The 26,989-nt window shown below is 37.7% G+C and carries 18 protein-coding genes and 1 pseudogene; 5 read left to right on the top strand and 14 right to left on the bottom strand.

What is annotated here, in order from left to right; genetic code table 11:
- Positions 1-22: 22 nt before the first annotated feature.
- Positions 23-3,490, top strand: a complete 3,468-nt coding sequence (dnaE, locus tag ACFIJ8_RS03725) for a DNA polymerase III subunit alpha (RefSeq protein ID WP_375639061.1) — start codon at positions 23-25, stop codon at positions 3,488-3,490.
- A 192-nt stretch (positions 3,491-3,682) separates the two neighbouring features.
- On the opposite strand, the gene ACFIJ8_RS03720 is transcribed toward dnaE, so the two are convergent.
- On the bottom strand, positions 3,683-4,930 hold the full coding sequence (locus tag ACFIJ8_RS03720) for an FAD-binding protein (RefSeq protein WP_375639027.1): 1,248 nt from the start codon (positions 4,928-4,930) through the stop codon (positions 3,683-3,685).
- A 52-nt stretch (positions 4,931-4,982) separates the two neighbouring features.
- Positions 4,983-5,231 carry a zinc-finger domain-containing protein gene (locus ACFIJ8_RS03715; protein WP_273788196.1) on the bottom strand — a complete coding sequence of 83 codons (249 nt, stop codon included), beginning with the start codon at positions 5,229-5,231 and terminating at the stop codon, positions 4,983-4,985.
- Between the two features lie 326 nt (positions 5,232-5,557).
- On the opposite strand from ACFIJ8_RS03715, the gene ACFIJ8_RS03710 reads away from it, so the two are divergent.
- A complete protein-coding gene (locus ACFIJ8_RS03710) occupies positions 5,558-7,738 on the top strand; it encodes an RNA degradosome polyphosphate kinase (protein WP_375639026.1) in 2,181 nt (726 codons plus the stop codon).
- A gap of 6 nt (positions 7,739-7,744) precedes the next feature.
- Positions 7,745-9,262, top strand: coding sequence for an exopolyphosphatase (ppx, locus tag ACFIJ8_RS03705; RefSeq protein WP_375639025.1), 1,518 nt, complete (start codon positions 7,745-7,747; stop codon positions 9,260-9,262).
- 459 nt (positions 9,263-9,721) lie between these two features.
- On the opposite strand, the pseudogene ACFIJ8_RS03700 reads toward ppx, so the two are convergent.
- A pseudogene (locus ACFIJ8_RS03700) lies at positions 9,722-10,885 on the bottom strand (tyrosine-type recombinase/integrase).
- A 429-nt stretch (positions 10,886-11,314) separates the two neighbouring features.
- Positions 11,315-12,469 (bottom strand): ribonuclease D, encoded by a 1,155-nt coding sequence (gene rnd, locus ACFIJ8_RS03695; protein WP_375639024.1) that lies wholly within the window; start codon positions 12,467-12,469, stop codon positions 11,315-11,317.
- A 132-nt stretch (positions 12,470-12,601) separates the two neighbouring features.
- On the opposite strand from rnd, the gene aspS reads away from it, so the two are divergent.
- Positions 12,602-14,395 (top strand): aspartate--tRNA ligase, encoded by a 1,794-nt coding sequence (aspS, locus tag ACFIJ8_RS03690; protein ID WP_375629413.1) that lies wholly within the window; start codon positions 12,602-12,604, stop codon positions 14,393-14,395.
- Positions 14,396-15,173: 778 nt separating this feature from the next.
- Positions 15,174-17,423: a DNA topoisomerase IV subunit A gene (gene parC, locus ACFIJ8_RS03685; RefSeq protein ID WP_273788191.1), complete on the top strand. Its 2,250-nt coding sequence runs from the start codon at positions 15,174-15,176 to the stop codon at positions 17,421-17,423.
- Between the two features lie 338 nt (positions 17,424-17,761).
- Here parC and ACFIJ8_RS03680 read toward each other — a convergent pair whose 3' ends face one another.
- The 10 genes from ACFIJ8_RS03680 to rpe form a co-directional block, all read right to left on the bottom strand.
- Positions 17,762-19,018: a multidrug effflux MFS transporter gene (locus ACFIJ8_RS03680; protein WP_375639023.1), complete on the bottom strand. Its 1,257-nt coding sequence runs from the start codon at positions 19,016-19,018 to the stop codon at positions 17,762-17,764.
- A gap of 71 nt (positions 19,019-19,089) precedes the next feature.
- Positions 19,090-19,422: a Grx4 family monothiol glutaredoxin gene (grxD, locus tag ACFIJ8_RS03675; protein WP_015856495.1), complete on the bottom strand. Its 333-nt coding sequence runs from the start codon at positions 19,420-19,422 to the stop codon at positions 19,090-19,092.
- A gap of 98 nt (positions 19,423-19,520) precedes the next feature.
- Positions 19,521-19,754 (bottom strand): BolA/IbaG family iron-sulfur metabolism protein, encoded by a 234-nt coding sequence (locus tag ACFIJ8_RS03670; protein ID WP_005773427.1) that lies wholly within the window; start codon positions 19,752-19,754, stop codon positions 19,521-19,523.
- A gap of 59 nt (positions 19,755-19,813) precedes the next feature.
- On the bottom strand, positions 19,814-22,024 hold the full coding sequence (gene purL, locus ACFIJ8_RS03665) for a phosphoribosylformylglycinamidine synthase subunit PurL (protein WP_375639022.1): 2,211 nt from the start codon (positions 22,022-22,024) through the stop codon (positions 19,814-19,816).
- 289 nt (positions 22,025-22,313) lie between these two features.
- Positions 22,314-22,985: a phosphoribosylformylglycinamidine synthase subunit PurQ gene (gene purQ, locus ACFIJ8_RS03660; protein WP_375639021.1), complete on the bottom strand. Its 672-nt coding sequence runs from the start codon at positions 22,983-22,985 to the stop codon at positions 22,314-22,316.
- An 11-nt stretch (positions 22,986-22,996) separates the two neighbouring features.
- Entirely contained in the window at positions 22,997-23,236 is a 240-nt protein-coding gene (gene purS, locus ACFIJ8_RS03655) for a phosphoribosylformylglycinamidine synthase subunit PurS (protein ID WP_375623949.1), read from the bottom strand.
- Positions 23,237-23,315: 79 nt separating this feature from the next.
- Positions 23,316-24,080 carry a phosphoribosylaminoimidazolesuccinocarboxamide synthase gene (gene purC / locus ACFIJ8_RS03650; RefSeq protein ID WP_015856491.1) on the bottom strand — a complete coding sequence of 255 codons (765 nt, stop codon included), beginning with the start codon at positions 24,078-24,080 and terminating at the stop codon, positions 23,316-23,318.
- Between the two features lie 172 nt (positions 24,081-24,252).
- Positions 24,253-24,801, bottom strand: a complete 549-nt coding sequence (locus tag ACFIJ8_RS03645; protein ID WP_273788186.1) for an alpha/beta hydrolase — start codon at positions 24,799-24,801, stop codon at positions 24,253-24,255.
- A gap of 68 nt (positions 24,802-24,869) precedes the next feature.
- Entirely contained in the window at positions 24,870-26,177 is a 1,308-nt protein-coding gene (gene purB, locus ACFIJ8_RS03640; RefSeq protein ID WP_375639020.1) for an adenylosuccinate lyase, read from the bottom strand.
- Complete coding sequence (gene rpe, locus ACFIJ8_RS03635) at positions 26,177-26,863, bottom strand: ribulose-phosphate 3-epimerase (protein WP_375629394.1); 687 nt, start codon at positions 26,861-26,863, stop codon at positions 26,177-26,179. The genes purB and rpe overlap by 1 nt, the downstream gene beginning before the upstream one ends.
- Positions 26,864-26,989: the final 126 nt, after the last annotated feature.

Genomic DNA, 26,989 nt, shown 5'->3' with positions numbered 1-26,989 from the left:
AGTGGTAAAAAATAAAAATAAAATGCAAGAAAACAAAAATTCTCTTCCTCGCTTTATTCATTTGAGAGTGCATTCAGCTTATTCTTTGCTCGAAGGGGCTTTAAAAATCCCCCAAATTATTCAACAGGCTATTTCAGATTATGCACCAGCGGTTGCTATTACCGATACCAATAATTTATTTGGTGCTTTGGAATTTTCACAGCATTGTCTTGCTCATGGGGTCCAACCTATTATTGGTTGTCAGCTTACTGTTGATTTTTGTGATGAAAATGATCATTCACGTTTGGCTAAATGGCGTAATCCTTCTGATTTTTGCTCTATTGTTCTGTTGGCTGCTAGTGAAATCGGTTATGCTCATTTGGTTCGTCTTGTGAGCCGTGCTTATCTTGATAAACGTGATACTGATCTTCCTCATATTAAAGCTAATTGGTTGTCGGCACACAGTGAAGGAATAATTGTTTTAACGGGAGGCAAGGGAGGACCTATTAATCTTTCTTTGGCAGAAGAGAAAAAAGAACATGCTGTTGAACGCTTAATTTATTTGAAAAAATCTTTTGCTGATCGTCTTTATGTGGAATTACAACGGCATGGCTCTTATGATCGGAGAGTAGAAGCTGATCTTATTGAATTGGCTTATGCGCATGAAATTCCTCTTGTTGCAACAAATGAAGCCTTTTTTCTGAAGAGAGAAGGGTATGAAGCGCATGATGCGCTGATGGCTGTTTCAGAAGGGCAAATAGTCTCTAATCCAGATCGCAAACGTGTGACGCCAGATCATTATTTGAAGTCACAAGATGAAATGGTTACACTCTTTTCTGATCTTCCAGAAGCTTTAGAAAATAGTGTTGAAATTGCATTGCGTTGTCATATTGCCACGCCTCTTCGAAAACCGATATTGCCTCGTTTTATAGAACAATCTGCTAATTCAGAAAATACTTTGGAAGTAGAAGATAGTGAGTTGTTAAATCAGGCTAAAGCTGGTTTGAAGATGCGGCTTGAAACAATTGGATTGGCTGAAGGGTATACGATTGCAGATTATGAGCAGCGGCTTGATTATGAAATTTCAGTTATTACGCGTATGCAATTTTCTGGATATTTTCTTATCGTTTCAGATTTCATAAAATGGGCAAAGGTTCATGATATTCCCGTTGGACCAGGACGGGGTTCTGGTGCTGGTTCACTTGTTGCTTATGCATTGACGATTACTGATGTTGATCCATTGCGGTTTTCTCTTCTCTTTGAACGTTTTCTCAACCCAGATCGTGTTTCGATGCCAGATTTTGATATCGACTTTTGTCAAGAGCGGCGCGAAGAAGTTATTCAATATGTTCAAAAAAAATATGGACGTAATCAAGTTGCTCAAATTATTACCTTTGGTAAGTTACAGGCACGTGCAGTTTTGCGTGATGTGGGGCGTGTTTTAGAAGTTCCTTATCGTCAGGTGGATTATCTTACAAAATTAATTCCTGCCACACCAGGAAGTCAGGTAGAATTGGCTGATGCTATTAAGGATGAACCTAAATTTGAAGAGGAAAAGAAAAAAGATCCCGTTGTTGGACGCGCATTAGATATCGCACTCCAGTTGGAGGGACTTTATCGTCATGCTTCGACTCATGCTGCTGGGATTGTTATCGGAGATCGTCCGCTTTGGGAGCTTGTCCCGATGTATCGTGATCCTCGTTCTGATATGCCTGTTACACAATTTAACATGAAATATGTTGAACAGGCAGGGCTGGTAAAATTTGATTTTCTTGGATTAAAAACGCTTACTGTTTTGAAAATGGCAGTCGATTTTGTTGCCAGAAAGGGGATAAAAATAGATTTATCAAATATCCCTCTGAATGATGAAACAACCTACGCTATGATGGCACGTGGTGAAACGGTTGGTGTGTTTCAGGTGGAAAGTTCTGGTATGCGCAAGGCGTTGATCGGAATGAAGCCAGACCGTATTGAAGATATTATTGCGCTGGTCGCACTTTATCGTCCAGGTCCAATGGAGAATATTCCAACCTATAATGCACGCAAACATGGGGAAGAGGAAATTGCTTCCATTCATCCTAAAATAGATCATCTGATCAAAGAAACACAAGGTGTTATTGTCTATCAAGAACAGGTGATGCAGATTGCTCAGGTGCTTTCTGGCTATTCGCTTGGAGAAGCCGATTTATTACGTCGTGCTATGGGGAAAAAAATTCATGCTGAAATGCAAAAACAGCGTACGCGTTTTGTCAATGGAGCTGTTGCTGGTGGTGTTGATAAAGATCAAGCTGATATTATCTTTGATCTTTTAGCAAAATTTGCCGATTATGGTTTTAATAAATCGCACGCTGCTGCTTATGCAATTGTTTCTTACCAAACAGCTTATATGAAAGCAAATTATCCCGTTGAGTTTTTAGCAGCTTCAATGACGTATGATATGACGAATACAGATAAACTTAATGATTTTCGGCGTGAAGCATTAAGGCTGGGTATTGAAGTTATTGCACCTTCTATACAAACATCTCATCGTGTTTTTGAGGTTGGTGATAACTGTATTTATTATTCTCTTGCTGCCATTAAAGGAGTGGGAGAAACTGTTGTGGATCATATTGTTACTTGTCGTGGGGATAAGATTTTTAAGGATCTGGAAGATTTTTGTGCGCGTGTTGATCCTCGTATTGTTAACAAGCGTGCGATGGAAAGTTTAGTTTGTGCTGGTGCTTTTGATTGTTTTAACATTGCACGTGAGGTTTTATTAGCCAATCTTGGAACCCTTCATGCGCGTGCACTTCGTATTCTCGATGACAATTCTAGCGGGCAGGTTGATATATTTGGAATGGCAGGCGGATTAAAAGAACCATTGATTTTATCGCAAACAACTCCTTGGTTGCCGGCTGAGAAACTTTATCGAGAATTTCAAGCTATAGGTTTTTACTTTTCTGCGCATCCATTGGAGGAGTATCAAGCTATTCTGAACAAAAAACGCATTCAGACTTGGGTTAATTTTGCCAACGCCGTTAAAGGAGGAGCAACGGCTGCACGGCTTGCGGGAACTGTTGTGGCAAAAAACGTGCGCAAAACAAAATCTGGTAAAAAAATGGGAATTATTCATTTTTCTGATACAAGTGGACAATATGAAGCAGTTCTCTTTTCTGAGGCACTCTCAGATTATGAAGAGATGCTAGAACCCGGAAAATCTTTTATTATTACGGTGAGCGCAGAAAATCGTTCTGAAGGGGTTAGTTTGCGAATTGAAACAATTCAGTCGTTGGAAAAGGAATCATTAAAACAGCATAAAATGATGCGTCTTTTTATAAAAACAGTTGATATGCTTCCACAAATTGAACAAAATTTAAATCTTGGGGGGAATGGAGAGGTTGGGCTTATTTTAATTCAAGAGGATGGATTGCGAGAAGTCGAAATTGCGCTTCCTAAGCGATATAAGGTAAATTCACATGTCGCAAATGCTATGAAATTAATTCAGGGGGTTGTTGATGTAGAATTGAGTTAACAGAAAGATTAAAGATCGGAGCTGATTTTGAGTGGTGTTTTTGCTTTTAAGAGAGCTAAAAATTGAGCATTTAAAATCGGATTGTAGGTTTCGGAAAATATTGCTTTTATTTGAGTGAATTATGATGTTTTTTTAGTGTCATAGTGTCAAAAAATTTCTTTCTTTCGTAATATTCAAAGTACTGGAAGAATTTTATAAGTTTTTATCATTATTTTTTATGGAATTCATCGCATCATACATGTAAAGCCAATTGAGATCTGACATAATGCTCTCTGGTGTACGAATTTTCATCATGAGATTGCGTGCAATTGCTATAGGACCGGTTGCGTGATAGGCTAATCTATTGAAATCTCCGCGTTTTTTTACTGCTACAATACGGGGGGTGCGTGTTGTTTCGTAAAGCGAAAGTGCTTTCGTTAATGAAAAATCTTTCAATGAAAGTGCTTCTGCTAATGTGGCAGCATCTTCGATTGCCATAGCGGCACCTTGCGCTGCAAAAGGTAAGGCTGCATGTGCACAATCGCCAACAAATACTTGTCTCTCTAAGCCGATAAAACGATTTTGTTTCATTTGAAAGAGTGGCCAATAGCTCCATTCATCGATATGATCAAAGATTTGTAAGATTTTTGAATTCCAACCTTTAAAAAGAGATTTGAGTTTTTCTTTATCTCCTTTATGAGCCCATCCTTCTTTTGAATTTTCTCCATGCGTAATGGCGACAAAATTAAAAATTTTTTCTGACGATTGAATGGGATAGACAACAAGATGATTTTGGGGTCCCATCCAAGCTGTAATTGTCTTCATATTTTGCAGTGAAGAACGAAATTTTTGAGGAAGATTATCAAATGTTGTTGTTGCACGCCAAGCAATAAAGCCACTAAAATTTGCTCTTTCATGAAAGGGAGATTGTTGCCGTAATGTTGACCAAACTCCATCACATCCGATCAGGAGGGGCGTTGAATGAAGCTGTTCTGTTGTTGTATTTGTTTTTATTGTCTTTATTTTAATGTTGGTTGCAGATTGGGTAGAAGATACAATCGTTTCGCCTGCTTTGTATTTGATCAAAGGATTTTCAATCACTGCATCATATAAAATTTTTTGTAAAGCCGCACGGTGGATCGTCATATAAGGGGCTTTCCAATATTTTTCTGTTAGATTGATAAGATGAGCCCGTAGATGTATTTTTAAAGATAATCCATCTTTTAACTCAAGAAAATGTGGGATTGTCGCGACTTCAGTGAGTTTGTTAAGAAGTTCCCAGCGAGCAAGAATAGATGTTGCATTTGGTGTCAGTTGAATACCAGCGCCTATTGTTTCAAGTTGCTTACACTTTTCGATAATGGTGCTTGCAATTCCTTTATGAGCGAGTGCTAAAGCGGTGCTTAAACCAGCAATTCCTCCTCCAACAATGAAGGGTGATCGGTTCACAAATGATTCCATATTAAACAAGCAGAATTAAAAGAGTGGTTATTAAGAAAGCCCAAAAACGCGATTATAATAGCTTTTCTGGATGATATAAACATCCTGTTGGGTTTGTTTGATCGTATGATAGCGAGGGAACATAACGATAAAGGGTTGAGCAATAAGGGCAAATTTTCTCATCTGCTTCTCCCATGTCGATAAAGATATGGGGATGATCGAATGGTTGTGTAGCGCCTACACACATAAATTCTTTCACACCAATTTCGATTGTTTTATATCCAAGGTCATTTTGGAAATGGGGAATATTGTGATCAGCCATGGCGTACAAACTCCAGAATAAATTGTCTCATCAGCTATAATTGGGCTCTTTTATTTTATAGGCGTGAGTTTGTAATAAAGCTTATAATAATGCAAGCTGCTTTTTAAGACAAATTTCTCCTCCTTTTATGCTATATTAGAATAATTGTCGTGTTTTTAGCGCTTTGCGCATAGAAATAGTTCCAAGTATTTTTAAATATTAAATGAAAACACGATGAGAAAAGTTAGGCATTGATATATTATTATGATGATAACACATTATAAAATGTTATATGGGATATTTCGTCAAGGATTTTAGAAAATATAAAAGAAAATTATTTAGGATATATGGAACAGAGGGTGGTAGATAAAATTTCTATATCGAATATAACAATGAAAAATCCGGTACGGTTTATTAATCGAGAGTTTTCATGGCTACAATTTAATAATCGTGTTTTGATGGAAGCGGCTAATTCTAAACATCCTTTATTAGAACGTCTACAATTTCTTTCTATTTCAGCGGCAAATCTTGATGAGTTTTTTATGGTTCGTGTTGCAGGACTAGCAGCTCAAATTCGTGCTCGCGTTACAGCGTGCAGTGCAGATGGACACACTCCACAGGAACAACTTGATATTGTATTAGCTGAGATTTCAAAGTTGCAGGCTCACCAACTACGAGAATTGAATGTTTTACGTGATGAATTAAAAAAGAATGATATTGAAATTATTTGTTCTGATGATCTTTTAGAAATTGAAAAATCATGGCTTGAAAAATATTTTCTTGAGACAATTTTTCCTGTTTTAAAACCTTTGCCTGTTGATTCTACTCATCCTTTTCCATTTATTCCTAATTTAGGGCTTTCTATTGCTCTTCAATTGTCTGGAGAAACTGATCAGAACTTACACACAGTGTTGTTGTCTATTTCAATGCTTTTAAGGCGTTTTATTCTTCTTCCTCAAGAGGGTAATCATTTTCGTTTTATTGCATCTGAAGATGTTATTTGCCTTTTTATTAAACATATATTTCCTAACTATGAGGTTAAAGGAATTGGTACATTTAGAGTAATCCGAGATAGTGATATTGAAGTAGAAGAAGAAGCTGAGGATCTTGTTCATTTTTTTGAAACTGCTCTCAAAAGGCGGCGCCGTGGGCAGGTTATTCGAGTTGAATTTGACGCAAAAATGCCAGAGAGTTTACGCCAGTTTATAGCGAATAGTCTTGCTGTTCCTGATAATTGTATTAATGTTCGTGATGGATTTTTAGCGCTTAATATGGTATCAGAAATTGTTTCTATTCCCCGTAATGATCTCAAATTTATTCCTTATATTCCCCGTGTTCCAGAATGTATTCGTGAACATAAAGGGGATTGTTTTGCGGCTATTCGTGAAAATGATATTGTGATTCATCACCCTTATGAGACATTTGATGTTGTTGTCCAATTTTTACGTCAAGCTGCTTGCGATCCTGATGTTGTGGAAATTAAACAAACACTTTATCGTACATCAAATGATAGTCCAATTGTCGGCGCTTTGATTGAAGCAGCAGAACAGGGAAAGTCTGTGACTGCTTTGGTAGAACTTAAAGCACGTTTTGATGAGGAAGCAAATATTCGTTGGGCACGGGATCTTGAAAGTGCTGGGGTTCAAGTTATTTTTGGTTTTATTGCATTAAAAACTCATGCCAAGATGTCATTGGTTGTGAGACGTGAGGGAAAACGTCTTTGCTCTTATGTTCATCTTGGAACAGGAAATTATCATCCCATTAACGCTAAAACTTATACGGATCTTTCTTTTTTTTCCAAGGATGATGATATCGCTCATGATGTTGCGTTATTGTTCAATTATATTGCGCAATATGAGCGTCCGAATGAAACAATGAAGATTGCTTTTTCACCCTTAACATTGCGTGGTCGTATCTTAGAGCATATTGAGGGAGAAATTGCTCATGCACAACAGGGAAGGTTTGCTGCTATTTGGATGAAAGTTAATGCATTGGTTGATCCTGAAATTATTGATGCTTTATATCGTGCCAGTCAAGCAGGGGTGCAAATTGATTTGGTTGTGCGGGGGATATGTTGTTTACGTCCTCGTATTCTAGGAATTTCAGATAATATTCGTGTAAAATCAATTGTCGGGCGTTTTCTTGAACATAGTCGCATTTTTTGTTTTGGGAATGGTCAAGATTTGCCTAATGAAAATGCACTTGTTTACTTAGGATCTGCTGATATGATGCCTCGTAACCTAGACTATCGTATTGAAATATTGGTTCCAGTTTTTAATAAAATAGTGCGTCAAAAAATTCTTTTACAAATTATGTTGGCTAATATCATTGATAATCAACAAAGCTTTGATATACTTAAGGATGGAACATCAAAACGTATTACACCGCAGATAGGTGAAAGTCTGTTTAATGCGCAGGAGTATTTTATGGCTAATACAAGTTTTGCGGGGAGAAAAGAGTCCTTTGAATCTTCTGTTTCGCGCTTGATTGCGTTGCGTCGGCAACAAGCCGAAATACATAAAGATTAAAATCCAATGACATATATAGATGCTCAAGGTCGGTTAAAAGGGCGTAAGCCTGTTGCTGTTATTGACATTGGCTCAAATTCTGTTCGGTTGGTTATTTATGAGGGGCTTGTTCGCTCACCAACGGTTTTGTTTAATGAAAAGATTCTTTGTGGTCTCGGTCATGGTGTGGCAAAAACAGGATTTTTAGAAGAAAAATCGATGAAAATGGCGTTGCAAACACTGAAACGGTTTCGTACGCTTTGTCGACAGATTGGGGCAGATGAGGTCTATACTTTAGCAACAGCAGCAGCACGAGATGCAAAGAATGGTGTAGCATTTATTCAGCATGCTGAAGATATTTTGCAAAGTAAAATATATCTTCTTTCAGGAAGTGAAGAAGCTATGTATTCAGCATATGGAGTTGTGTCTACTTTTTATCAACCAAAAGGTATTTCTGGGGATCTTGGTGGTGGAAGTCTTGAGCTGATTGATATTGATCATTCTGATGTTGGTGAAGGGATAACTCTCCCATTGGGTGGTTTAAGGCTACAGTATATGTCAAATAATGATAGTGCTGTAGCTACAAAAATTGTACATGAGCAACTTTATAAATCGTCAGTTGTTCGTACTCGTAAAGGTATAGCACGTTATTTTTATGCAGTGGGGGGGACATGGCGTAATTTGGCAAAACTCCATATGGCAATGAAACACTATCGGCTCCCTGTTATGCATGGCTATGAAGTTGATGCCGTTGAAATGGAGAACTTTTTACGTCTTGTAGCACGTGGCAATATTGATAATATGAGAGGGATTACAGCGGTTTCTCAGAATCGTCGGAAACTTTTATCTTATGGGGCAATAGTTCTTATTGAACTCATTCAGTGTATGGAGTTTGAAAAGATAATTTTTTCTGGTGCTGGCGTTCGTGAAGGTTTTCTTTATTCACGATTGTCGCAGGCGATTCGACTTTCAGATCCTCTCATTGCAGCATGTACAGAAATGGCTATTTTACGGGCACGTTCACCAAAACAAGCAGAAGAACTCATTGATTTTACGACGAATGCTTTTGAAGTTTTTGGAATTTCAGAAACTGAAAATGAATGCCGTTATCGTCAAGCCGCTTGTCTTCTTGCGGATATTGGTTGGCGTATACATCCAGATTATCGAGGCAATGAAGCAGCAAATCAAATAGCTTTAGGATCTTATCCAGGAATTTCTCATGAAGGGCGCCTTTATGCGGCGCTTGCTGTTTTTTTTCGCAATACAAGTTTACTGGTTGATAAAGAATCTCTCCCCATTTTTCAATTAGCAACTCAAAATATAATTGAAAAAGCACGTATTCTTGGCGAAACCATGCGGATTGCTCATCTTTTTAGTGCTTCTGTTGCAGGTATTTTACCTCATCTATTGTGGCGTAAAAAAGAAGATCATATTATTTTGCAGATCCCAAAGAATTACGCTGGGTTATTAGGAGAACGTCCTCTTGGACGATTAAAAAAGTTATCAAAAATAATAAAAAAACCTCTTGCTTTTGAAATTTTTTGATTTTTTTCTAATTTATTCGGGCTTTATGTCTTATAATAGTGCCATTGACAAGGGATAAACTAGGCAACCTATCATCATGAGCTGGACAACGGGGAGTTTTGTTCCATAACGCCCGTGTCATCCCCCACGTAAGGCATTTGTAATGCCCTGAGCATTCATAAAAGAAAACACAATTTTTTATCCTGCTACTGGCGTCACAGGATGGAATTTGCACTTTCACGGTCCGCTAAAAGAATATCATTTTCTGTCATTATAAAATTCTTTCACTATAAAAAATAGAAACAAATCATAAGCATTTATTAACCATATTTTCGAATCCTTTGAAAGGTATTTAATTTATAAAAAACAATATTTTATCATATAATTTCTGATGTGATTATTTATGATTCTTATTGAGACGATATGAGAGAAAAGAGAGAGAAAGTTATCCACAAATAATGGGGTTATGTATCCCATATCTTAGCTTTGATCTGTAACATAAGCCGTCCATTTATCCATATAGACACGGCGCTGTTCTAGATAGTCTGTTCGACGATAGGCACGCTCTACTTGTCTTCCGACTGTATGACCTAGGATGGTTTCTGCGATTTCATAAGGGGGAGCGGTTGTTTCAGTAAGCCAATCGCGTAAACTAGAACGAAACCCATAGGGGCAGACATAAAGTTTATTTTTTCTCATATACTTTGACATACAATTCTGAGCAAGGGGACTACGACTGGTTGCAGAAAAAAAGAAAACATTGCGAGAAAGCAAGCGCGCTTGTTTTAAAATTTCTAATGTCTTTGTTGATAAGGGCACGCGAAATTCTGTTGTAGCGTCATGCAAACCGTTCATATTCTCAGCAGGGATAGTCCATATACCCCCATCCACTTGATTTTATGAATATGACACAAAGGAAAAGTGCGAATCCTGTAAGGATGAGTGGACGCAAAGCCAATAGTGTTAGGGTTGTTGTTTGGCAAAGTGTTTTTTATAAAAAGATGGTACATTTCTTCAATCCATTGCTGGTAAATTTTGTGTTTTATGGCGTTGTTTTCTTAAGAGAGAGTGCTTTTTCTGTTATTTGTAAATCAACATTCAAATCTAAGGCGCAGTATATTTGAGATAAAGATTAAGACGGTTCAAGTGCTTTCTTTGCTGTTGCATCTTTTGTATACCAAATTGGGGCAAGGGTATTGCGTATCTCTGTTTGTATACTCTCTGAAACAGGCAGACAGCCTAATTTGGGGAGAATATGAAGGCGTAAAGATAAGACCAATCCCCAGCTTTGCCTTCATTTTTGAATTCAGCTTTACGGCTTTCAAAGGCATCTAGAGCAATGTATTTGAAGTAACGGAGATTACGCATTGCCTCACGTTTTTGTTTGTTGCGTTCTTTAATAGGGTCACGACCTTCACGTAAAACAGAACGCCATTCGGTTGCACATTCACGAGTTTTTTAAAGAAACATTTCGCAACGCACCCAAGCCCATTTTGCGGCGCCGACCATGAATGGTATAACGGTAAATCCATTGAGCACCTCCATCTTTACGCTTATGAAGAAGCAAGCCGGCACCATTATTATATTTGCCAGCTCCCAATGTTGCGACAGCCCTTGGCACTTGAGGCGATTCATAAGAGCCATTTTAGTCCTTTCTTGTACAGTTTTTATCCACACGCCAGCCCCGCTTATGGTGTGCAAGAGAATGGTTTTGATTGTTAGATTGTAATCTCGGTCGTTTTTAATACGATATGGTGACGTGAGGCATTATATCTTTGTTTGTTCCTATTGCGAGGCTGCTATTTTTGTAACGAATGCGCTTTTATTATAAGAACTTTTTCTTTTTAAAACTTTTAAATGAGGAGCTGTCTGTGTTTTTAGATTTTTTAATAAGATTGCTATTTGATTGACCTGATAAAGATTTAGCTGCCATTTTTAATAAGAGTTTACTATTTAAGTTTTTAACTTTGTCAGAAGTAGGCTTTAGTTATCCTATTTGCGTTGGTCCATAGGGCATACCAATTTATGTAGATAATAAGTAGCGTAATGGTTTTTTAAAAATGAAAATGTAAATTAAAGCTGTTTTGTGCTTATTTTTCCATCGTTAAAGTAAAACCCTATCTGACCCTTTAGCAGTTGTTCGGCTTTTTGACCAAATATTTCATAGCGCCAGCCATTCATAGCGGGAATATTTTTCTTTATTCCTCCATTGGCAATTTTTTCTAAATCATTAGATGTTGCAATAATTTTAGGGGCAATGCTGTTTTCGTTTGCAACAATTTTTAATAATACTTTGAGCAGATCGATAACAGCGGCCGTCGTATCATTGAGTGGATTATGTTTAGGAATGGGAGGTAAAGTAGAAAGATCCACCTCTAAGCCTTCGTGGACAGCTTTGATTAATGATTGAGCAATTGAGAGTTTATCCCAATTCTTATTAAGACTGCGTAATCGTTTTAATGCAGATTCATCTTTTGGTTGTTGGGTTGCTATTTCTATAAGACATTCATCTTTTATGATATGACGACGTGGCATATTGTATCTTCGTGCTTCACGTTCACGCCAAGCTGCTATCTTTTGTAATACAGCAAGTTCACGAGGCTTTTTAATTTGTCCTTTCACTTTTTTCCATGCTTCATCTTCTGGCATATCATAGGTTTTAGGATTTAAAAGGATTGTTAGTTCATCATCCATCCAGTGAGCACGTTGATTTTTTTCTAACCTTTTTTTCAATAACAGGTAAACATCTCTTAAATAGGTTACATCGGCAAGTGCATAGAGCAGTTGTTTTTCAGACAAAGGTCGGCAACTCCAGTCTGTAAAGCGGGAAGATTTATCAAGATGATGCCCCGTGCAACGTTGTACAATTTGATCATAGGAGATAGAATCACCAAACCCACAAATTGATCCTGCTATTTGCGTATCAAAGAGAGGGGAAGGAATAACACCTCCAAGATGATAAATTGTTTCAATGTCTTGGCGCGCAGCATGAAAAACTTTTACAACTTTTTTATCGATCATAAGGTCAAAAAAAGGTTGTAAATTAATATCTGGTGCTATGGGATCAATCAAAACTGTGACATCTGGTGATGCGAGCTGGATTAAACACAGTTGAGGCCAAAAAGTTGTCTCGCGGATAAACTCAGTATCGACTGTTACAAAATCAGAGGTACGTAGAGCGTTAAGTGCAATTTCAAGATCTGTTGTTTGTGTAATAAGATTCATCATTTTATTATAATTCGATAAATTAAATTTGTCCTTTATTGACTTTATTTTTGAGTTTTTATTCTCATATCTTGACAAATGGTTATTAAAAAGCGTTTGTAGCGCATGTGAATATTATAATCAAAGGCAAAAAACATGCACCGTTATCGCAGTCATCATTGTGCGGCTCTTCGTAGATGTGATGTAGGAGCACAAGTCCGTCTTTCGGGATGGGTTCATCGTGTTCGTGATCATGGAGGAATTCTTTTTGTGGATTTACGTGATCATTTTGGAATTACACAAATTGTTGCTGATCCTGCTTCGCCGGCTTTTAAAGTTATTGAAAAAGTGCGTTCTGAATGGGTTATTCGTGTGGATGGAGAGGTATGTGCACGTTCTGATGAGGTTATTAATGCAACGCTTCCAACAGGTGAGATTGAAATTGTTGCACAAGAGGTAGAAATTCTTTCAAAATCTGATGAACTTCCTTTACCGGTTTTTGGTGAACCTGATTATCCAGAAGATATTCGATTAAAATATCGTTTTCTTGATTTGCGTCGGGAGACTATGCACAAAAATATCATGCGTCGGACTGAAATTATTGCTGCTATGAGACGGGCTATGCAAAATAATGGTTTTACGGAATTTACGACGCCACTTTTGACAGCTTCATCACCGGAAGGAGCACGTGATTTTTTGGTTCCAAGTCGTGTTCATCAGGGAAAATTTTATGCACTACCGCAAGCACCACAGCAATATAAACAGTTGTTGATGATGTCAGGTTTTGATCGTTATTTTCAGATTGCTCCATGTTTTAGAGATGAAGATCCAAGGGCCGACCGTCTTCCTGGTGAATTTTATCAATTAGATGTTGAAATGAGTTTTGTTGAGCAAGAAGATGTTTTAGCAACTATGGAACCTATTATGCGTTCTATTTTTGAAGAATTTGCAGATGGAAAAACTGTGACACAAAGCTTTCCTCGCATTTCCTATGATGAAGCAATGCAAAAATATGGTTCTGATAAGCCTGATCTACGTAATCCGATCATTATGGAAGATGTTTCTCAACATTTTTATAATTCTGGTTTCAAAGTCTTTGCTCAAATTTTAGCGAATGATGAGAATGCACGAGTGTGGGCTATTCCGGCTAAAACGGGTGGAAGTCGTGCTTTTTGTGATCGTATGAATGTATGGGCACAAGGCGAGGGGCAACCAGGGCTCGGTTATATTTTTTGGCGTGAGGAAAAAGGAAAATTTGAAGGAGCAGGGCCTATCGCCAAAAATATTGGTCAACAGCGAGCTGAAGCGCTCCGTATACAGCTTGGACTTGAAAGTGGTGATGCTTGTTTTTTTGTGGCTGGAGATCCAAAAAAATTCGCATCTTTTGCTGGAGCAGCCCGTACACGGGTAGGGGAAGAATTAGATCTTCTCGATAGAGAGAGTTTCTCTTTGGCTTGGATTGTTGATTTTCCATTTTTTGAATGGAATGAAGATGAGAAAAAGATTGATTTTGCACATAATCCTTTTTCCATGCCTCAAGGGGGAGAAAATGCTCTTGAGACCCAAGATCCTCTTACTCTTAAAGCTTTTCAATATGATCTTGTTTGCAATGGTTATGAAATTGCATCAGGTGGAATTCGTAATCACTTACCAGAAATGATGCTTAAAGTTTTTGAGCTTGTAGGACTTTCTAAGGAAGTTGTGAAAGATCGTTTCGGTGGTCTTTATCGTGCATTCCATTATGGGGCTCCGCCACACGGTGGTATGGCTGCGGGAATTGACCGCATCATTATGCTGTTGCAGGGTGTTAAAAATTTGCGTGAAGTTGCTTTATTTCCTATGAATCAACAGGCACTTGATCTTTTGATGAGTGCTCCGTCTGATGTGTCTCCTACACAATTACGTGATTTAGGAATCCGTATGGCTCCTACTCACAAAAATAGCTCATAAAATTAATTATGGATTGTTTTCATCTTTCTTATGCAGAGTGAAGTTTTGATGCCTCTCAAGAGCATCATGTGTGTGTGTGCGCTGTTTGTGAAATTTAGATAGACAAAAACGCTATTGTGTTGATTCTTTACGAGGCTTTTTTATTCCTTGTTTTTATAGTGGCTCTTCCCTTTGTGATAGGTGAGGAAATGATTGTGATTGTTTTATCATGAATAAATTAGAAATGAGAGAATTCTATAATATTTAGGAGTCTCATTTTAGTTGAAAAAAATGAATTATCTTTATACGACAATATATTATTTATTTTTTATTGAAGTTTTTACAGTGTTGTAGCAGAGAATTGTGTCTCTTCGTTTTTATGAGAATAATGCGGTTTTCTATTCTATGGACTTACTCTGAAAAGTTTAAATTTTATAAGCTTTGAATATTTTTTTAGTTTTTCATGGAAAAACTGAATGGGGTTGTTGTATAATTTATCTTTATAATAAAAGATGATGTTTGAAAGGTGCTTTTGTCATTCCAAAAAGAATGAAATAACTCTTTGTGAGCAGTTAAATTATTATCAGATTTGACAAAGCTTTCAATAAATTACTTAGGACAAGGGGGGAAGGGCGTGTATAAATTTTTCAAATTGATATAATTTTCTGTTCATGTTCTAATCGCAGCGTTTGTTTTTATGTAATTGACTTTTAATAAAAAAGTCGACTCATAGAAGATTTCATTAAATAAATCCTATAAAATAATTTCTTATTATTGTGGGAATTGTTATTTTAATACTATGTCTGATAAAATGAATTTACCTTTTGATAAAGAACATATTGAACCAATAGAATTACGTTCTGCTTTACAGGAACGTTATTTGGCTTATGCACTTTCTACGATTACACATCGTGCATTGCCTGATGTACGTGATGGATTGAAGCCTGTCCACCGGCGGATTGTTCATGCGATGCGTCTTCTCAAACTAAATCCTGGACAGTCTTATGCGAAATGCGCGCGGATTGTCGGTGATGTCATGGGAAAATTTCATCCTCATGGGGATGCGTCTATTTATGATGCTTTAGTGCGCTTGGCTCAAAGTTTTGCTGTTCGTTATCCGTTGGTTGATGGGCAAGGCAATTTTGGTAATATTGATGGTGATAATGCTGCTGCCATGCGTTATACGGAAGCACGTATGACTGAAGTGGCTGCATTGTTACTTGAAGGAATTAATGAGAATGCTATTGATTTTCGTTTAACCTATAATGAAGAAGATGAAGAGCCTGTTGTTTTACCAGGAGCTTTCCCTAATCTTTTAGCAAATGGTTCTTCTGGTATTGCTGTTGGTATGGCAACATCTATTCCACCCCATAATGTTGCTGAGCTTTGTGATGCAGCGCTCCATTTGATTGCGCATCCCGATGTAAATGATGAGGAATTAAATCAATTCGTTCTTGGTCCTGATTTCCCGACAGGGGGAATTTTAGTTGAGCCTAAAAAAAGTATTGAGGAATCTTATCGTGTTGGGCGTGGATTCTTTCGTTTGCGTTCACGTTGGCATCAGGAATCGGGTAGCCGTGGTTCTTATGTGATTGTTGTGACTGAAATTCCCTATCAGATTCAAAAGTCACGTCTTATTGAAAAAACAGCAGAGTTATTGCTTGCACGGCGATTGCCAATGCTTGAGGATATCCAAGATGAATCAGCAGAAGATATCAGAATTGTGCTGGTTCCTAAAAATCGTACGGTTGATCCGGAGCTTCTTATGGAGTCTCTTTTTAAATTGACTGATTTTGAAGTAAGATTTCCCCTTAATCTGAATGTTTTGTCTTTGGGAAAAATACCCAATGTTCTCTCTTTGCGTGAGAGTTTACAGCAATGGCTCGAACATCGTCAAGAAGTCCTTATTCGTCGCTCTCATTATCGGCTTGATCAAATTGATTGTCGATTAGAAATTCTTCATGGATATCTTATTGCCTATTTAAATCTCGATGAGGTTATTCAGATTATTCGTGAAGAGGATGAACCTAAAAAGCAGCTCATTAGTCGTTTTGAATTAACAGAAAATCAAGCTGAAGCTATTCTTAATATGCGCTTGCGTTCTTTGCGTAAGCTTGAGGAATTTGAAATTCGTAAAGAATTTGAAAGTTTGAAAGCTGAAAAAGAAAAGCTACAGAATTTGTTGGCTTCTCCTATAAAACAATGGAAAATAATTTCAGAAGAAATCAAAAAAGTTCGAAATACTTTTGGTCCTGAAACACTCTTAGGGAAAAGACGTACGACATTTGAAGAGGCACCTAGACATGATCTTGATGATATTCAACAGGCAATGATCGAAAAAGAGCCGATTACTATTGTTATTTCTGAAAAGGGATGGATGCGTGCTTTGAAGGGACATTTGAGCGATTATAAAGCACTTTCTTTTAAAGAAGGAGACAGTTTAAAGTTAGCATTTCCAGCATTTACGACCGACAAGATTGTGCTGATAAGTACGGGGGGAAAGTTTTTTGCTATTGGTGCAAATAGCTTACCTGGAGGGCGGGGGCATGGTGAACCTATTCGTCTTTTAGTTGATATGGATGATGAGCACGATGTTCTTACAGCTTTTGTGCATCACGCCGAGGAAAAATTGCTTTTGGTTTCATCTCACGGTAATGGTTTTATTGTTCCTTCTGCAGAAGTGATCGCCAATACACGAAAAGGAAAGCAAGTGATGAATGTGAAAGCTCCTGATAAGGTGAAGCTTTGTGTTCAAGTAAATGGTGATCATGTTGCGGTGGTTGGAGAAAACCGTAAAATGCTTATTTTTTCTATTGAACAAATACCAGAAATGAATCGCGGTAAAGGTGTTCGTTTACAGCGTTATAAAGAAGGTGGTGTTGTTGATGCCAAGACTTTCAATTTATCAGAAGGCTTAAGTTGGCAAGATACAGCTGAACGAATCTTTAACCGTCAGGCGGACGATCTCTTTGAATGGATGGGGACGCGTGCAGGCGTCGGGCGTTTGGTTCCAAAAGGATTTCCAAAATCAGGAAAATTTATTAATTAAATGTATTTTATAAATGGGGAAAATTCCCTATGGTTTTATGATTGTGTAAGATATTAATTTATAAGGATAATTTATTATTTTTTATATTGAAAAAAAACTAAAGCGTGAGTTTTTTCTATTTCGATCTTGTTCAGGTTAAATCAATCAAAACTGTTTTTTAACATTACAGCATTTATGGGTGCTGTCGTGAAATGATTTGATATTTTGAGAGCTGTATCTTTAAACAAACAATGTGAATGTTTAACACAAGAGTGTTCTATTTGGAGATGTTTTATTTGTCTGATCGGTTTATCTCCTTATTGTTTAAGAGAGATGTTATTAATCTTTCGTAGTAATATTTATTCGTTAGGATTGCTATGATATTGCCTAAAAAGATGCCCACGTTCAGCCCATAAGACGAGAAGTATGGCAGCGAGACTCAAAAAGAAAAATCCTGCTGAGTTTGGGATGGTTGTTTCATTAAATTGTTGAGCAATAAAAAAACTAAGACCTGTGCCAATAGATGTTTGCAGAAAACCAGATATAGACGACGCCGTTCCAGCTATTTCTCCTACAGGTTCAAGAGCGAGTGTATTGAAGTTTGCCATAATACCACCGCAGGCAAACATCAGTATACAGAATAACAGCATGTAAAAAGAAAAAGGAAGAATACCATCTGTTAAGATAGAGCCAACAAACCATACACATGAAGTGATAGAAAAGAGCAAAAGCATAGTATGAGCAATACGCCGCATTCCAAGGCGTCCAACGAGTTGAGAGTTAAAGAATGATGATAGAGCTTGAAATGCAGCACCAACTGCAAAGGCAATAGGGAACCAAAGTCCTAGATTATAGATCCCTTCATACGTTTGTTGTGATGTATTAACAGCAGTAAAGATACAGCCTAAAATAATGGAAGTTGCTAGTGTATAGCAAAGTGTTGTGCGATTGGTTATTACAATCCATAAATTATGTTTGACCGAAGAAAAGGAAAGAGAGCGTTGCGCATAAAGAGTTTCAGGCAAGCGCAGTTGAATCCAAATCATCAGTCCTAAACCAATAATTGCCATGAATATGAAAATAAATTGCCAGTTTCCAAACAGTAAAATGATCTGTCCTGTTGCTGGTCCAATCATTGGTGCAATAAGGAAAACCATCATTACGATAGACATCACTTCGGCCATTTTCCGACCACTATAGAGATCACGTACAATGGAAACTGTGAGCACGCGCATAGCAGCTCCTCCCATACCTTGCAGGATACGCAAAATAAGCAAGAGAGAAAAATTAGATACAAATGCACAGCCAATCGCTGTAAATGAATAAAAAGCAAGACCAATAAGAATAAGTTTACGTCGCCCATAACGATCGCTTATAGGACCAAAAAATATCTGTGTGACGCCATAGCTGATAAGATAACTCGAAATGATATAATGTTGATCGTTTTCATTGATAACATTTAAACTGTTTAAAATGTTGGGCATAGCTGGCAACATAATGTCAACAGCTATAGAATTGATGGCCATGAGTGAAGCAATGAGAATAACAAATTCTTTATAGCCAATTTTTTTTCTAATCGCATCACTATGCTTTTGTTCGTCGACTGAATATGACATACGGCATCCTTGAAATATAAATTTCGTCTGAAAACAGCTCTTTTTAAGAGTCTGAATAAAATGAAAGATACCTATGATTGATTACAGGGAATGTTTTTTTCTTTCAAAAGTTCCTGTAACTCATTGTTTTGAAACATCTCTTTAACAATATCACAGCCTCCGACAAATTCACCCTTGATATACAGCTGTGGAATTGTTGGCCAATTTGAGTAATCTTTAATTCCTTGACGCAATTCGTTAGAAGTTAAGATATTAATTCCTTTATAATTCAATCCTAAATAGTCAAGGATTTGAACAACTTGTCCTGAAAACCCGCATTGCGGAGCGTCAGGTGTTCCTTTCATGAATAAAATGACGTCGTTTGTTTTAATCTCGTTGTCAATAAAATCATGAACAGTGGTCATTTTTATCCCTCGATATTTCAGATTTTTATAAGTGTGTAATTTATATTCATACTGTTTTTAATCGTATTAAATGAGTGAATGCAAGAAGAAATTTTAGATTATTTTGGGATATTTGTTTGCAACATTAAGGCGTGAAGGTCATTTCCCATATTGCCTTTAAGGGCATCATAGACCATTTTATGTTGTTGAACACGGGTTTTACCACGAAAACTTTCAGAAATAACTTCTGCAGCGTAATGTTCTCCATCTCCAGCAAGATCACGAATTGTTACAGTAGCATCAGGAATGCCTTCACGAATAAGCGTTTCAATTGCATGGGCACTCATTGCCATCATTATTCTCCTATGTTATTCATTTTTTATAAAGGCTGTTTAAGAGAAAAAAACAATTTTTACTCCTCACCCATAAATTGTGGAAACCAGTTTTCATAGGCTTTTGTGAGTTTGTCTACTGAAAGTGTTAATATCCCATCTATATTGAGAGAAGTTCCCTCAACTTGACCTAGCTCTGTTAAAGAAACTGTATTGATTTGTGCACGCTCTTTAAGACTATTGAGAGAGTGAGGTTTGACGGCTAAAAGATAACGTCCTTGGTCTTCTCCAAAAAGTTCTGCATGATGGGGTGATTTATTGCTTAACGTTACTTTGATTCCTTTACCTGCTTTAATCACCATTTCGGCAAGTGCTATCGCTAATCCTCCGTCAGAAATGTCATGAGCAGCATGAATAAAACCGCTATTAATGGCATCTCGAACAAATTGACCATGCTTTTTTTCAAGTTGTAAATCTACAGGGGGGGGGGCACCTGCATCAATATTTAAAATGTTACGTGCATAAATTGATTGTCCTAAATGAGAGCCGCAATTTCCTACTAAAACAAGAATATCTCCATTTTGCATACCACTTATTGTTACCATTTTAGACCAATCATTAAGAAGTCCTACACCAGCAATTGTGGGGGTTGGAAGAATGGCTTCCCCATTTGTTTCGTTGTAAAGAGAAACATTGCCTGAAACGATAGGAAAATCGAGGATTCTACAAGCTTCTCCTATACCTTTAATAGCCAAAACCAGCTGTCCCATAATTTCAGGTTTTTCAGGGTTACCAAAATTGAGATTATCTGTCGCAGCCAGTGGTGTTGCACCTGTCGTACTAATATTTCGCCAGCATTCTGCGACAGCTTGTTTTCCTCCTTCATAAGGGTCTGCTTCACAATAACGAGGTGTTACATCAGAAGAAAAAGCAAGAGCACGTTTGCTGTTGTTTCCTACACGGATAACGCCTGCATCACCTCCTGGACAAACAAGGCTATTTCCTTGGATAAGGGTATCATATTGTTCATAAACCCATCGCCGTGAACTTTGATCAGCAGAATTCAATAAGGATAGAAGCGCATCACCAAGATTTTCAACCTTTTTGACGTCTTCTGCTTTCAAGGGTGTTTTTTTGGCCGGTTCACTCCAAGGACGATCATAAACAGGCGCTTCATCACCAAGCTCTTTGATGGGAAGATTGACAACTTCTTCTCCTTGATGAAATACACGAAAACGCAAATCATCGGTTGTTTTTCCAATGATAGAAAAATGCAGCCCCCACTTATGAAAAATTGCTTCTGCTTGCTTTTCTAGTTCTGGTTTAAGAACCATGAGCATGCGCTCTTGACTTTCAGAAAGCATCATTTCATAGGCTGTCATGTTTTCTTCTCGAACAGGAACTGTATCGAGATTAAGCTGTATCCCTAGATTTCCTTTTGCACCCATTTCAACGGCAGAAGAGGTGAGTCCTGCTGCCCCCATATCTTGAATAGCAACTACGGCTCCAAGTTCCATGAGCTCTAAACATGCTTCAAGAAGACATTTTTCTGTAAAAGGATCACCTACTTGAACAGTTGGGCGTTTTTCACTGATTGAATCATCAAATTCAGCAGAAGCCATTGTTGCTCCACCGACACCATCACGTCCTGTTTTTGCACCAAGATAAACAACAGGGAGTCCAATACCTTGCGCTTTAGAATAAAAAAGGGCGTTTGTCTTTGCAATACCGGCGACAAAAGCGTTAACAAGGATATTGCCATTATAACGCTCATCAAAATTTACTTCTCCACCAATAGTTGGAACGCCGAAAGCATTGCTGTAACCACCAATTCCAGAAACAACACCAGAAACAAGATGGCGTGTTCTTGGGTGATCAGGAGCACCAAATCGCAATGCATTCATAGCAGCAATAGGACGGGCTCCCATTGTAAAGACATCACGTAAAATACCACCAACACCTGTCGCTGCACCTTGATAAGGTTCAATATAAGAAGGGTGGTTATGGCTTTCCATTTTGAAAACAACACATTGCCCTTCACCAATATCGACAACACCAGCATTTTCACCAGGTCCTTGGATGACACATTTTCCTTTTGTCGGAAGAGTCTTTAGCCATTTTTTAGATGATTTATAGGAACAATGTTCGTTCCACATTGCAGAAAAAATTCCTAGTTCAGTAAATGTTGGTTCTCTACCGATTAACGTCAGGATACGTTGATATTCATCCTCTTTTAGCCCGTGTTGTGCAATGAGTTCTGGTGTAATAGTGATGTTATTGCAAGGCTTCATGAGTATTTATCCGTTAAATTAATCGAAATTTAGCATTTTTATTTTTTTAATCTAGTAGTTTATATTATAAGCAATAATGTTGTTTAATAATAAATAGTTATGATAGTAAGCTGAAGATTTTGTTCGTTTGTTTGGTGGGATTTAAGACTAAAATGGTCTTAAATACTTGTGTGTTTAGAAAATAATATCCATTGTTGTTTGTGAAGAGCTTTGTTCATAGATTTACGATGCGAGGAATAGTATAGATCCTTGTTTTTGACAATCATGGAGCGCGAGTATTTTTGCAACATCATCCATTTACCAACTCTAAAGCACTTTGAAAAAGTAAACGACCGTCAATACCTCCGTGGGCGGGTTCAATAAAGTTTTCAGGATGAGGCATCATACCAAGAATATTACCAGCTTTATTAACAATACCAGCAATATCTTTCATTGAGCCGTTCGGGTTTGTATTTTCTGCATAGCGAAAAACAATTTGTTCATTGTCTTCCATTTGCTTTAATGTTTCACTATTAACAAAATAATTTCCATCGTGATGGGCAACAGGACAACGAATAATTTGTCCTTGAGAATAATATCGAGAAAATTTCGTCTTGGCGTTAACGACTTCAAGTTTGATTTCACGACAAACAAATTTTAAAGAAGCGTTACGCATTAAAGTTCCAGGTAATAATCCTGCTTCCAACAAAATTTGAAATCCATTACAGATACCTATTATTGTAGTACCTTCTTGTGCTTTTTCACGAATGGCTTTTAAGATGGGAGTTCGCGCTCCAATAGCACCACATCTTAAGTAGTCGCCATAGGAAAAACCACCAGGAATAATAATAACATCTACATCTGGAATTGTTGTTTCTGTTTGCCAAATTTTTAGTGGCTCAACTCCCGTTATATGATGTAATGCTGCAACCATATCTCGATCACGATTTAATCCAGGAAGTTGAATGATGGCAGTTTTCATGAGTGTTCCACTTAAAAAAGTTCGATTGTATAATTTTCAATGACAGTATTTGCGAGTAACTCTTCACACATTTGTTCAAGTTTTTTCTTTGCGGTTTCAGAAGGTAGATCATCAAGAACAATATCAAAAACCTTTCCTTGACGAATGGATTGAATGCCTTCGAAAGCTAAACTTTTTAAAGCACCGACAATTGCTTCTCCTTGTGGATCAAGAACGCTTTCTCTTAAAGTAACTGTAATGCGTGCTTTCATTTTTTGCTTCCTGCTTGTTAAAAGAACCTCTCCTTTGAAGAGAGGTATTTATATAAGGTGATGTTTTTTTGCCCTGTTTTTACTTTACGAGAACGGGACCACTTGGTCGTGTTGGTTCGTTTTCATTCATAATACCAAGGCGTTTGGCAACTTCTTGATAGGCATTAATAAGCCCACCCATATCACGACGAAAACGGTCTTTATCCATTTTTTCTTGTGTGTGCATATCCCATAGTCGTGCAGAATCAGGTGAGATTTCATCAGCAAGAACAATGCGCATCGTTTCATCTTCCCACAGGCGACCAAATTCCATTTTAAAATCAATTAATTGGATGTTAACACCGGCAAAAAGCCCAGAAAGAAAATCATTAACACGAATTGAAAGTTGCATGATATCTTCTATCTCTTGTGGGACAGCCCATCCAAAAGCTGTGATATGTTCTTCCGTTACCATAGGATCATCGAGAGAATCATTTTTATAGTAAAACTCAATGATGGATTGCGGAAGTGGGGTTCCTTCTTCCAGTCCTAAGCGCTTAGCAAGAGAGCCGGCAGCAACATTGCGAACAACAACTTCCAACGGAATGATTTCCACTGCTTTAATAAGCTGTTCGCGCATGTTTATACGTTTGATAAAATGTGTTGGGATGCCCAAACGCCCAAGATGGCTAAAGATATGTTCCGAAATTCGGTTGTTTAAAACCCCTTTTCCGTCGATAATTTCATGTTTTTTTGCATTAAAGGCAGTTGCATCATCTTTAAAAAATTGAATATAAGTTCCTGGTTCAGGTCCTTCATATAAAATTTTAGCCTTGCCTTCATAAATACGGTGGCGACGATTCATCATGATTCTCTATTTATCTTGAGAGTTTTTTAATAACATTGGTAAATGATACTATCCTAATTGATAGAATTTCTCAATGATATTGCTATGATACTTTTATAATTTTTGTCATTACACGTCTACCCAAAGGTGAAATACATAAGTGATGAGAAAGAAGATTACCTCTCTTTGATCAAATTTTTGCAAGAAAGTGAGAAAGGACCATAAGCCCTTCAGGCCAAGGTCCGTGTCCGGATTCTGCGTTAATATGGCCAGAATACCCAGCATCAACAAAGAGTGATCCCCAATCATTGGCAATTTTTTCTGCTACTGAGAATTGACAAAACTCATCGTTGCGACTGGCTACGACAATAGAAGGAAAAGGCAGTTTTTGACGATGATAGGGGCCAAATGTCATTAAATGTTTGGGACGTATTTTCTCATTGGCGACATCTGGAGGTGCAACAAAGAAAGCGCCACAAATTTTTTCTGTATTTTGTACAGTTGCATGAATAGCGCTGGGAACTCCTAATGAATGGGCAATAAGCATAACAGGCCTTTGAGCTTTTGCGATGGCAGTTTTAATTTTGTTAACCCACTCTTCACAAACAGGCTTTGACCAATGGAGTTGTTCAATGCGGCGGGCTGTCGACAATTTTTTTTCCCAGCGTGTTTGCCAATGATCTGGACCAGATCCTTTGTAGCCAGGAACAATAAGAATATCGAGTTGATTTGCTTTCATGAATTGTTTTCTTTGTTACAACAGATTTTTGATCATAGGTGGAACAGATTTGGGTTTTCTATGTCGCTTTATTGTTCTTCAAAGACACGTTTAAAAATCGTATTGATATGTTTGGTGTGGTAAGAAAGATCAAATTTTTCACGAAGTTCTTCTTCACTTAAAACTTTGGTAACATCTTTGTCGTTGAGGAGTTCTTCTAAAAAATCTTTTCCTTGTTCCCAAACTTTCATCGCATTTCGTTGTACAATCCGATAAGAATCTTCACGACTGATTCCTGCTTGCGTAAGTGCTAAAAGCACCCGTTGTGAGTGAACAAGACCACGGAATTTATTGAGATTTTTTTGCATATTTTCTGGATAGACAATGAGATTTTCAATGACAGATGTGAGGCGAGAAAGAGCAAAATCAAGTGTAATAGTCGCATCTGGAGCAATATAACGCTCAACAGATGAATGGGAAATATCACGTTCATGCCAAAGTGCAACATTTTCCATGGCTGGGAGTGCAAATGCACGTACCATGCGGGCTAATCCAGTTAGATTTTCTGTTAAAACTGGATTACGTTTATGAGGCATCGCCGATGAACCTTTTTGCCCAGGTGAGAAATGTTCCTCTGCTTCAAGAACTTCTGTTCGTTGTAAATGGCGTATTTCTATTGCTAACCTTTCAATAGAGGAAGCAATAACACCAAGTGTTGCAAAAAACATAGCATGACGATCTCTTGGTATTACTTGGGTGGAAACCGGTTCAGCACGCATCCTCAAGGCTTTTGCTACATGTTCTTCAACGCGGGGATCGATATTTGCAAAAGTTCCTACAGCTCCTGAAATTGCGCAAGTAGAAATTTCTTCTCGTGCTGCAAGAAGACGTTTGCGACAACGGGAAAATTCAGCGTATGCGAGAGCAAATTTTACTCCAAATGTTGTCGGTTCAGCATGAATGCCATGACTCCGCCCAATGGTGATTGTCTCTTTATGCTCAAAAGCACGCCTTTTTAATGCTTCAAGAAGTTGATCTATATCCTCTAGCAAAATATCACTAGCACGCATCAATTGAATGTTTAGCGTTGTATCTAGAACATCAGATGATGTCATGCCTTGGTGGATAAAACGTGCCTCTGGTCCAATGAATTCAGCTAGGTGGGTCAGAAATGCGATAACATCATGTTTGGTAATTGCTTCAATTTCATCAATGCGATTGATATCAAATTTAGCTGCTGCTCCTTTTTCCCAAATGACTTTGGCGGCTTCTTTCGGAATAATCCCTAAGTGAGCAAGGGCATCACAGGCATGGGCTTCAATTTCAAACCAAATACGATATTTTGTTTCGGGAGACCAAATTGCTACCATTGCAGGGCGGGAATAACGTGCGATCATTATTTTTTTCCTTCTTGTGAGAGGATTGCGGCTTGGCGCAATGCATTAATACGTGTTTTGTAAAGCTCTTTATTTCCGTTTTTATAAATTGCAGAGCCTGCGACAAATACATTTGCACCAGCTTTTGCAGCTATCCCAATTGTATCAACGGTGATACCACCATCAACTTCAAGATCAATAGGGCGGTTTGCAATCATGCTTTTAACGCGCTTAATTTTATCTTTTATTTCTGGAATAAAACTTTGTCCACCAAAACCGGGATTAACCGTCATGATGAGAATGAGATCTAATTGATCAAGCAAATATTCAAGTACATGTTCTGGGGTGCTTGGATTGAGTGCAATTCCTGCTTTTTTTCCCATTTTTTTTATTGTTTGTAATGAACGATGAAGATGTGGACTTGCTTCAGCATGAATGGTTATAATATCTGAACCCGCTTTTACAAAAGCTTCCAAATAAGGGTCTACCGGTGCGATCATCAGGTGGACATCAAATGTTGCTTTGGTTAATGGGCGCAGAGCCTTGACTATTTCAGGACCAAAGGTGATGTTAGGAACAAAGTGTCCATCCATGATATCAAGATGAAGCCAATCTGCACCAGCATCAACAACATCTAACATTTCTTGTCCAAGTTTAGAAAAATCAGAAGCCAAGAGTGAAGGCGAAATGAGATGAGAATGGGGCATTAAAATCTCCTTGATTGGCTGTTTTTATCATATCGCTGTGTATACACAAATATCTTTTGTGTTATGACGGAAAAGAAAAATATGTATTATAGGTCTTTGTTATGGAAAGATCGCTTGAAATTTTAA

Source organism: Bartonella sp. MF74HXZ (assembly GCF_042194445.1).
In the GTDB taxonomy this organism is placed as follows: domain Bacteria; phylum Pseudomonadota; class Alphaproteobacteria; order Rhizobiales; family Rhizobiaceae; genus Bartonella; species Bartonella grahamii.
The sequence above is the reverse complement of the archived record's forward strand: the minus strand, read 5'-3'. Positions and strand labels throughout refer to the sequence as shown.

Bases quoted from the DNA above. Each gene is read 5' to 3' on its own strand.
- rnd (WP_375639024.1), bottom strand. From the start codon at position 12,469: ATGATGAATCTTATTACACAAACAACAGATCTTGAAATTGCACTTAAC.
- ppx (WP_375639025.1), top strand. From the start codon at position 7,745: ATGACATATATAGATGCTCAAGGTCGGTTAAAAGGGCGTAAGCCTGTT.
- purS (WP_375623949.1), bottom strand. From the start codon at position 23,236: ATGAAAGCACGCATTACAGTTACTTTAAGAGAAAGCGTTCTTGATCCA.
- purB (WP_375639020.1), bottom strand. From the start codon at position 26,177: ATGATCGCACGTTATTCCCGCCCTGCAATGGTAGCAATTTGGTCTCCC.
- ACFIJ8_RS03710 (WP_375639026.1), top strand. From the start codon at position 5,558: ATGGAACAGAGGGTGGTAGATAAAATTTCTATATCGAATATAACAATG.
- grxD (WP_015856495.1), bottom strand. From the start codon at position 19,422: ATGACCACTGTTCATGATTTTATTGACAACGAGATTAAAACAAACGAC.
- purQ (WP_375639021.1), bottom strand. From the start codon at position 22,985: ATGAAAACTGCCATCATTCAACTTCCTGGATTAAATCGTGATCGAGAT.
- dnaE (WP_375639061.1), top strand. From the start codon at position 23: ATGCAAGAAAACAAAAATTCTCTTCCTCGCTTTATTCATTTGAGAGTG.
- ACFIJ8_RS03645 (WP_273788186.1), bottom strand. From the start codon at position 24,801: ATGAAAGCAAATCAACTCGATATTCTTATTGTTCCTGGCTACAAAGGA.
- purL (WP_375639022.1), bottom strand. From the start codon at position 22,024: ATGAAGCCTTGCAATAACATCACTATTACACCAGAACTCATTGCACAA.
- ACFIJ8_RS03720 (WP_375639027.1), bottom strand. From the start codon at position 4,930: ATGGAATCATTTGTGAACCGATCACCCTTCATTGTTGGAGGAGGAATT.
- purC (WP_015856491.1), bottom strand. From the start codon at position 24,080: ATGAATCGTCGCCACCGTATTTATGAAGGCAAGGCTAAAATTTTATAT.
- ACFIJ8_RS03670 (WP_005773427.1), bottom strand. From the start codon at position 19,754: ATGGCAATGAGTGCCCATGCAATTGAAACGCTTATTCGTGAAGGCATT.
- aspS (WP_375629413.1), top strand. From the start codon at position 12,602: ATGCACCGTTATCGCAGTCATCATTGTGCGGCTCTTCGTAGATGTGAT.
- rpe (WP_375629394.1), bottom strand. From the start codon at position 26,863: ATGCCCCATTCTCATCTCATTTCGCCTTCACTCTTGGCTTCTGATTTT.
- ACFIJ8_RS03715 (WP_273788196.1), bottom strand. From the start codon at position 5,231: ATGGCTGATCACAATATTCCCCATTTCCAAAATGACCTTGGATATAAA.
- ACFIJ8_RS03680 (WP_375639023.1), bottom strand. From the start codon at position 19,018: ATGTCATATTCAGTCGACGAACAAAAGCATAGTGATGCGATTAGAAAA.
- parC (WP_273788191.1), top strand. From the start codon at position 15,174: ATGTCTGATAAAATGAATTTACCTTTTGATAAAGAACATATTGAACCA.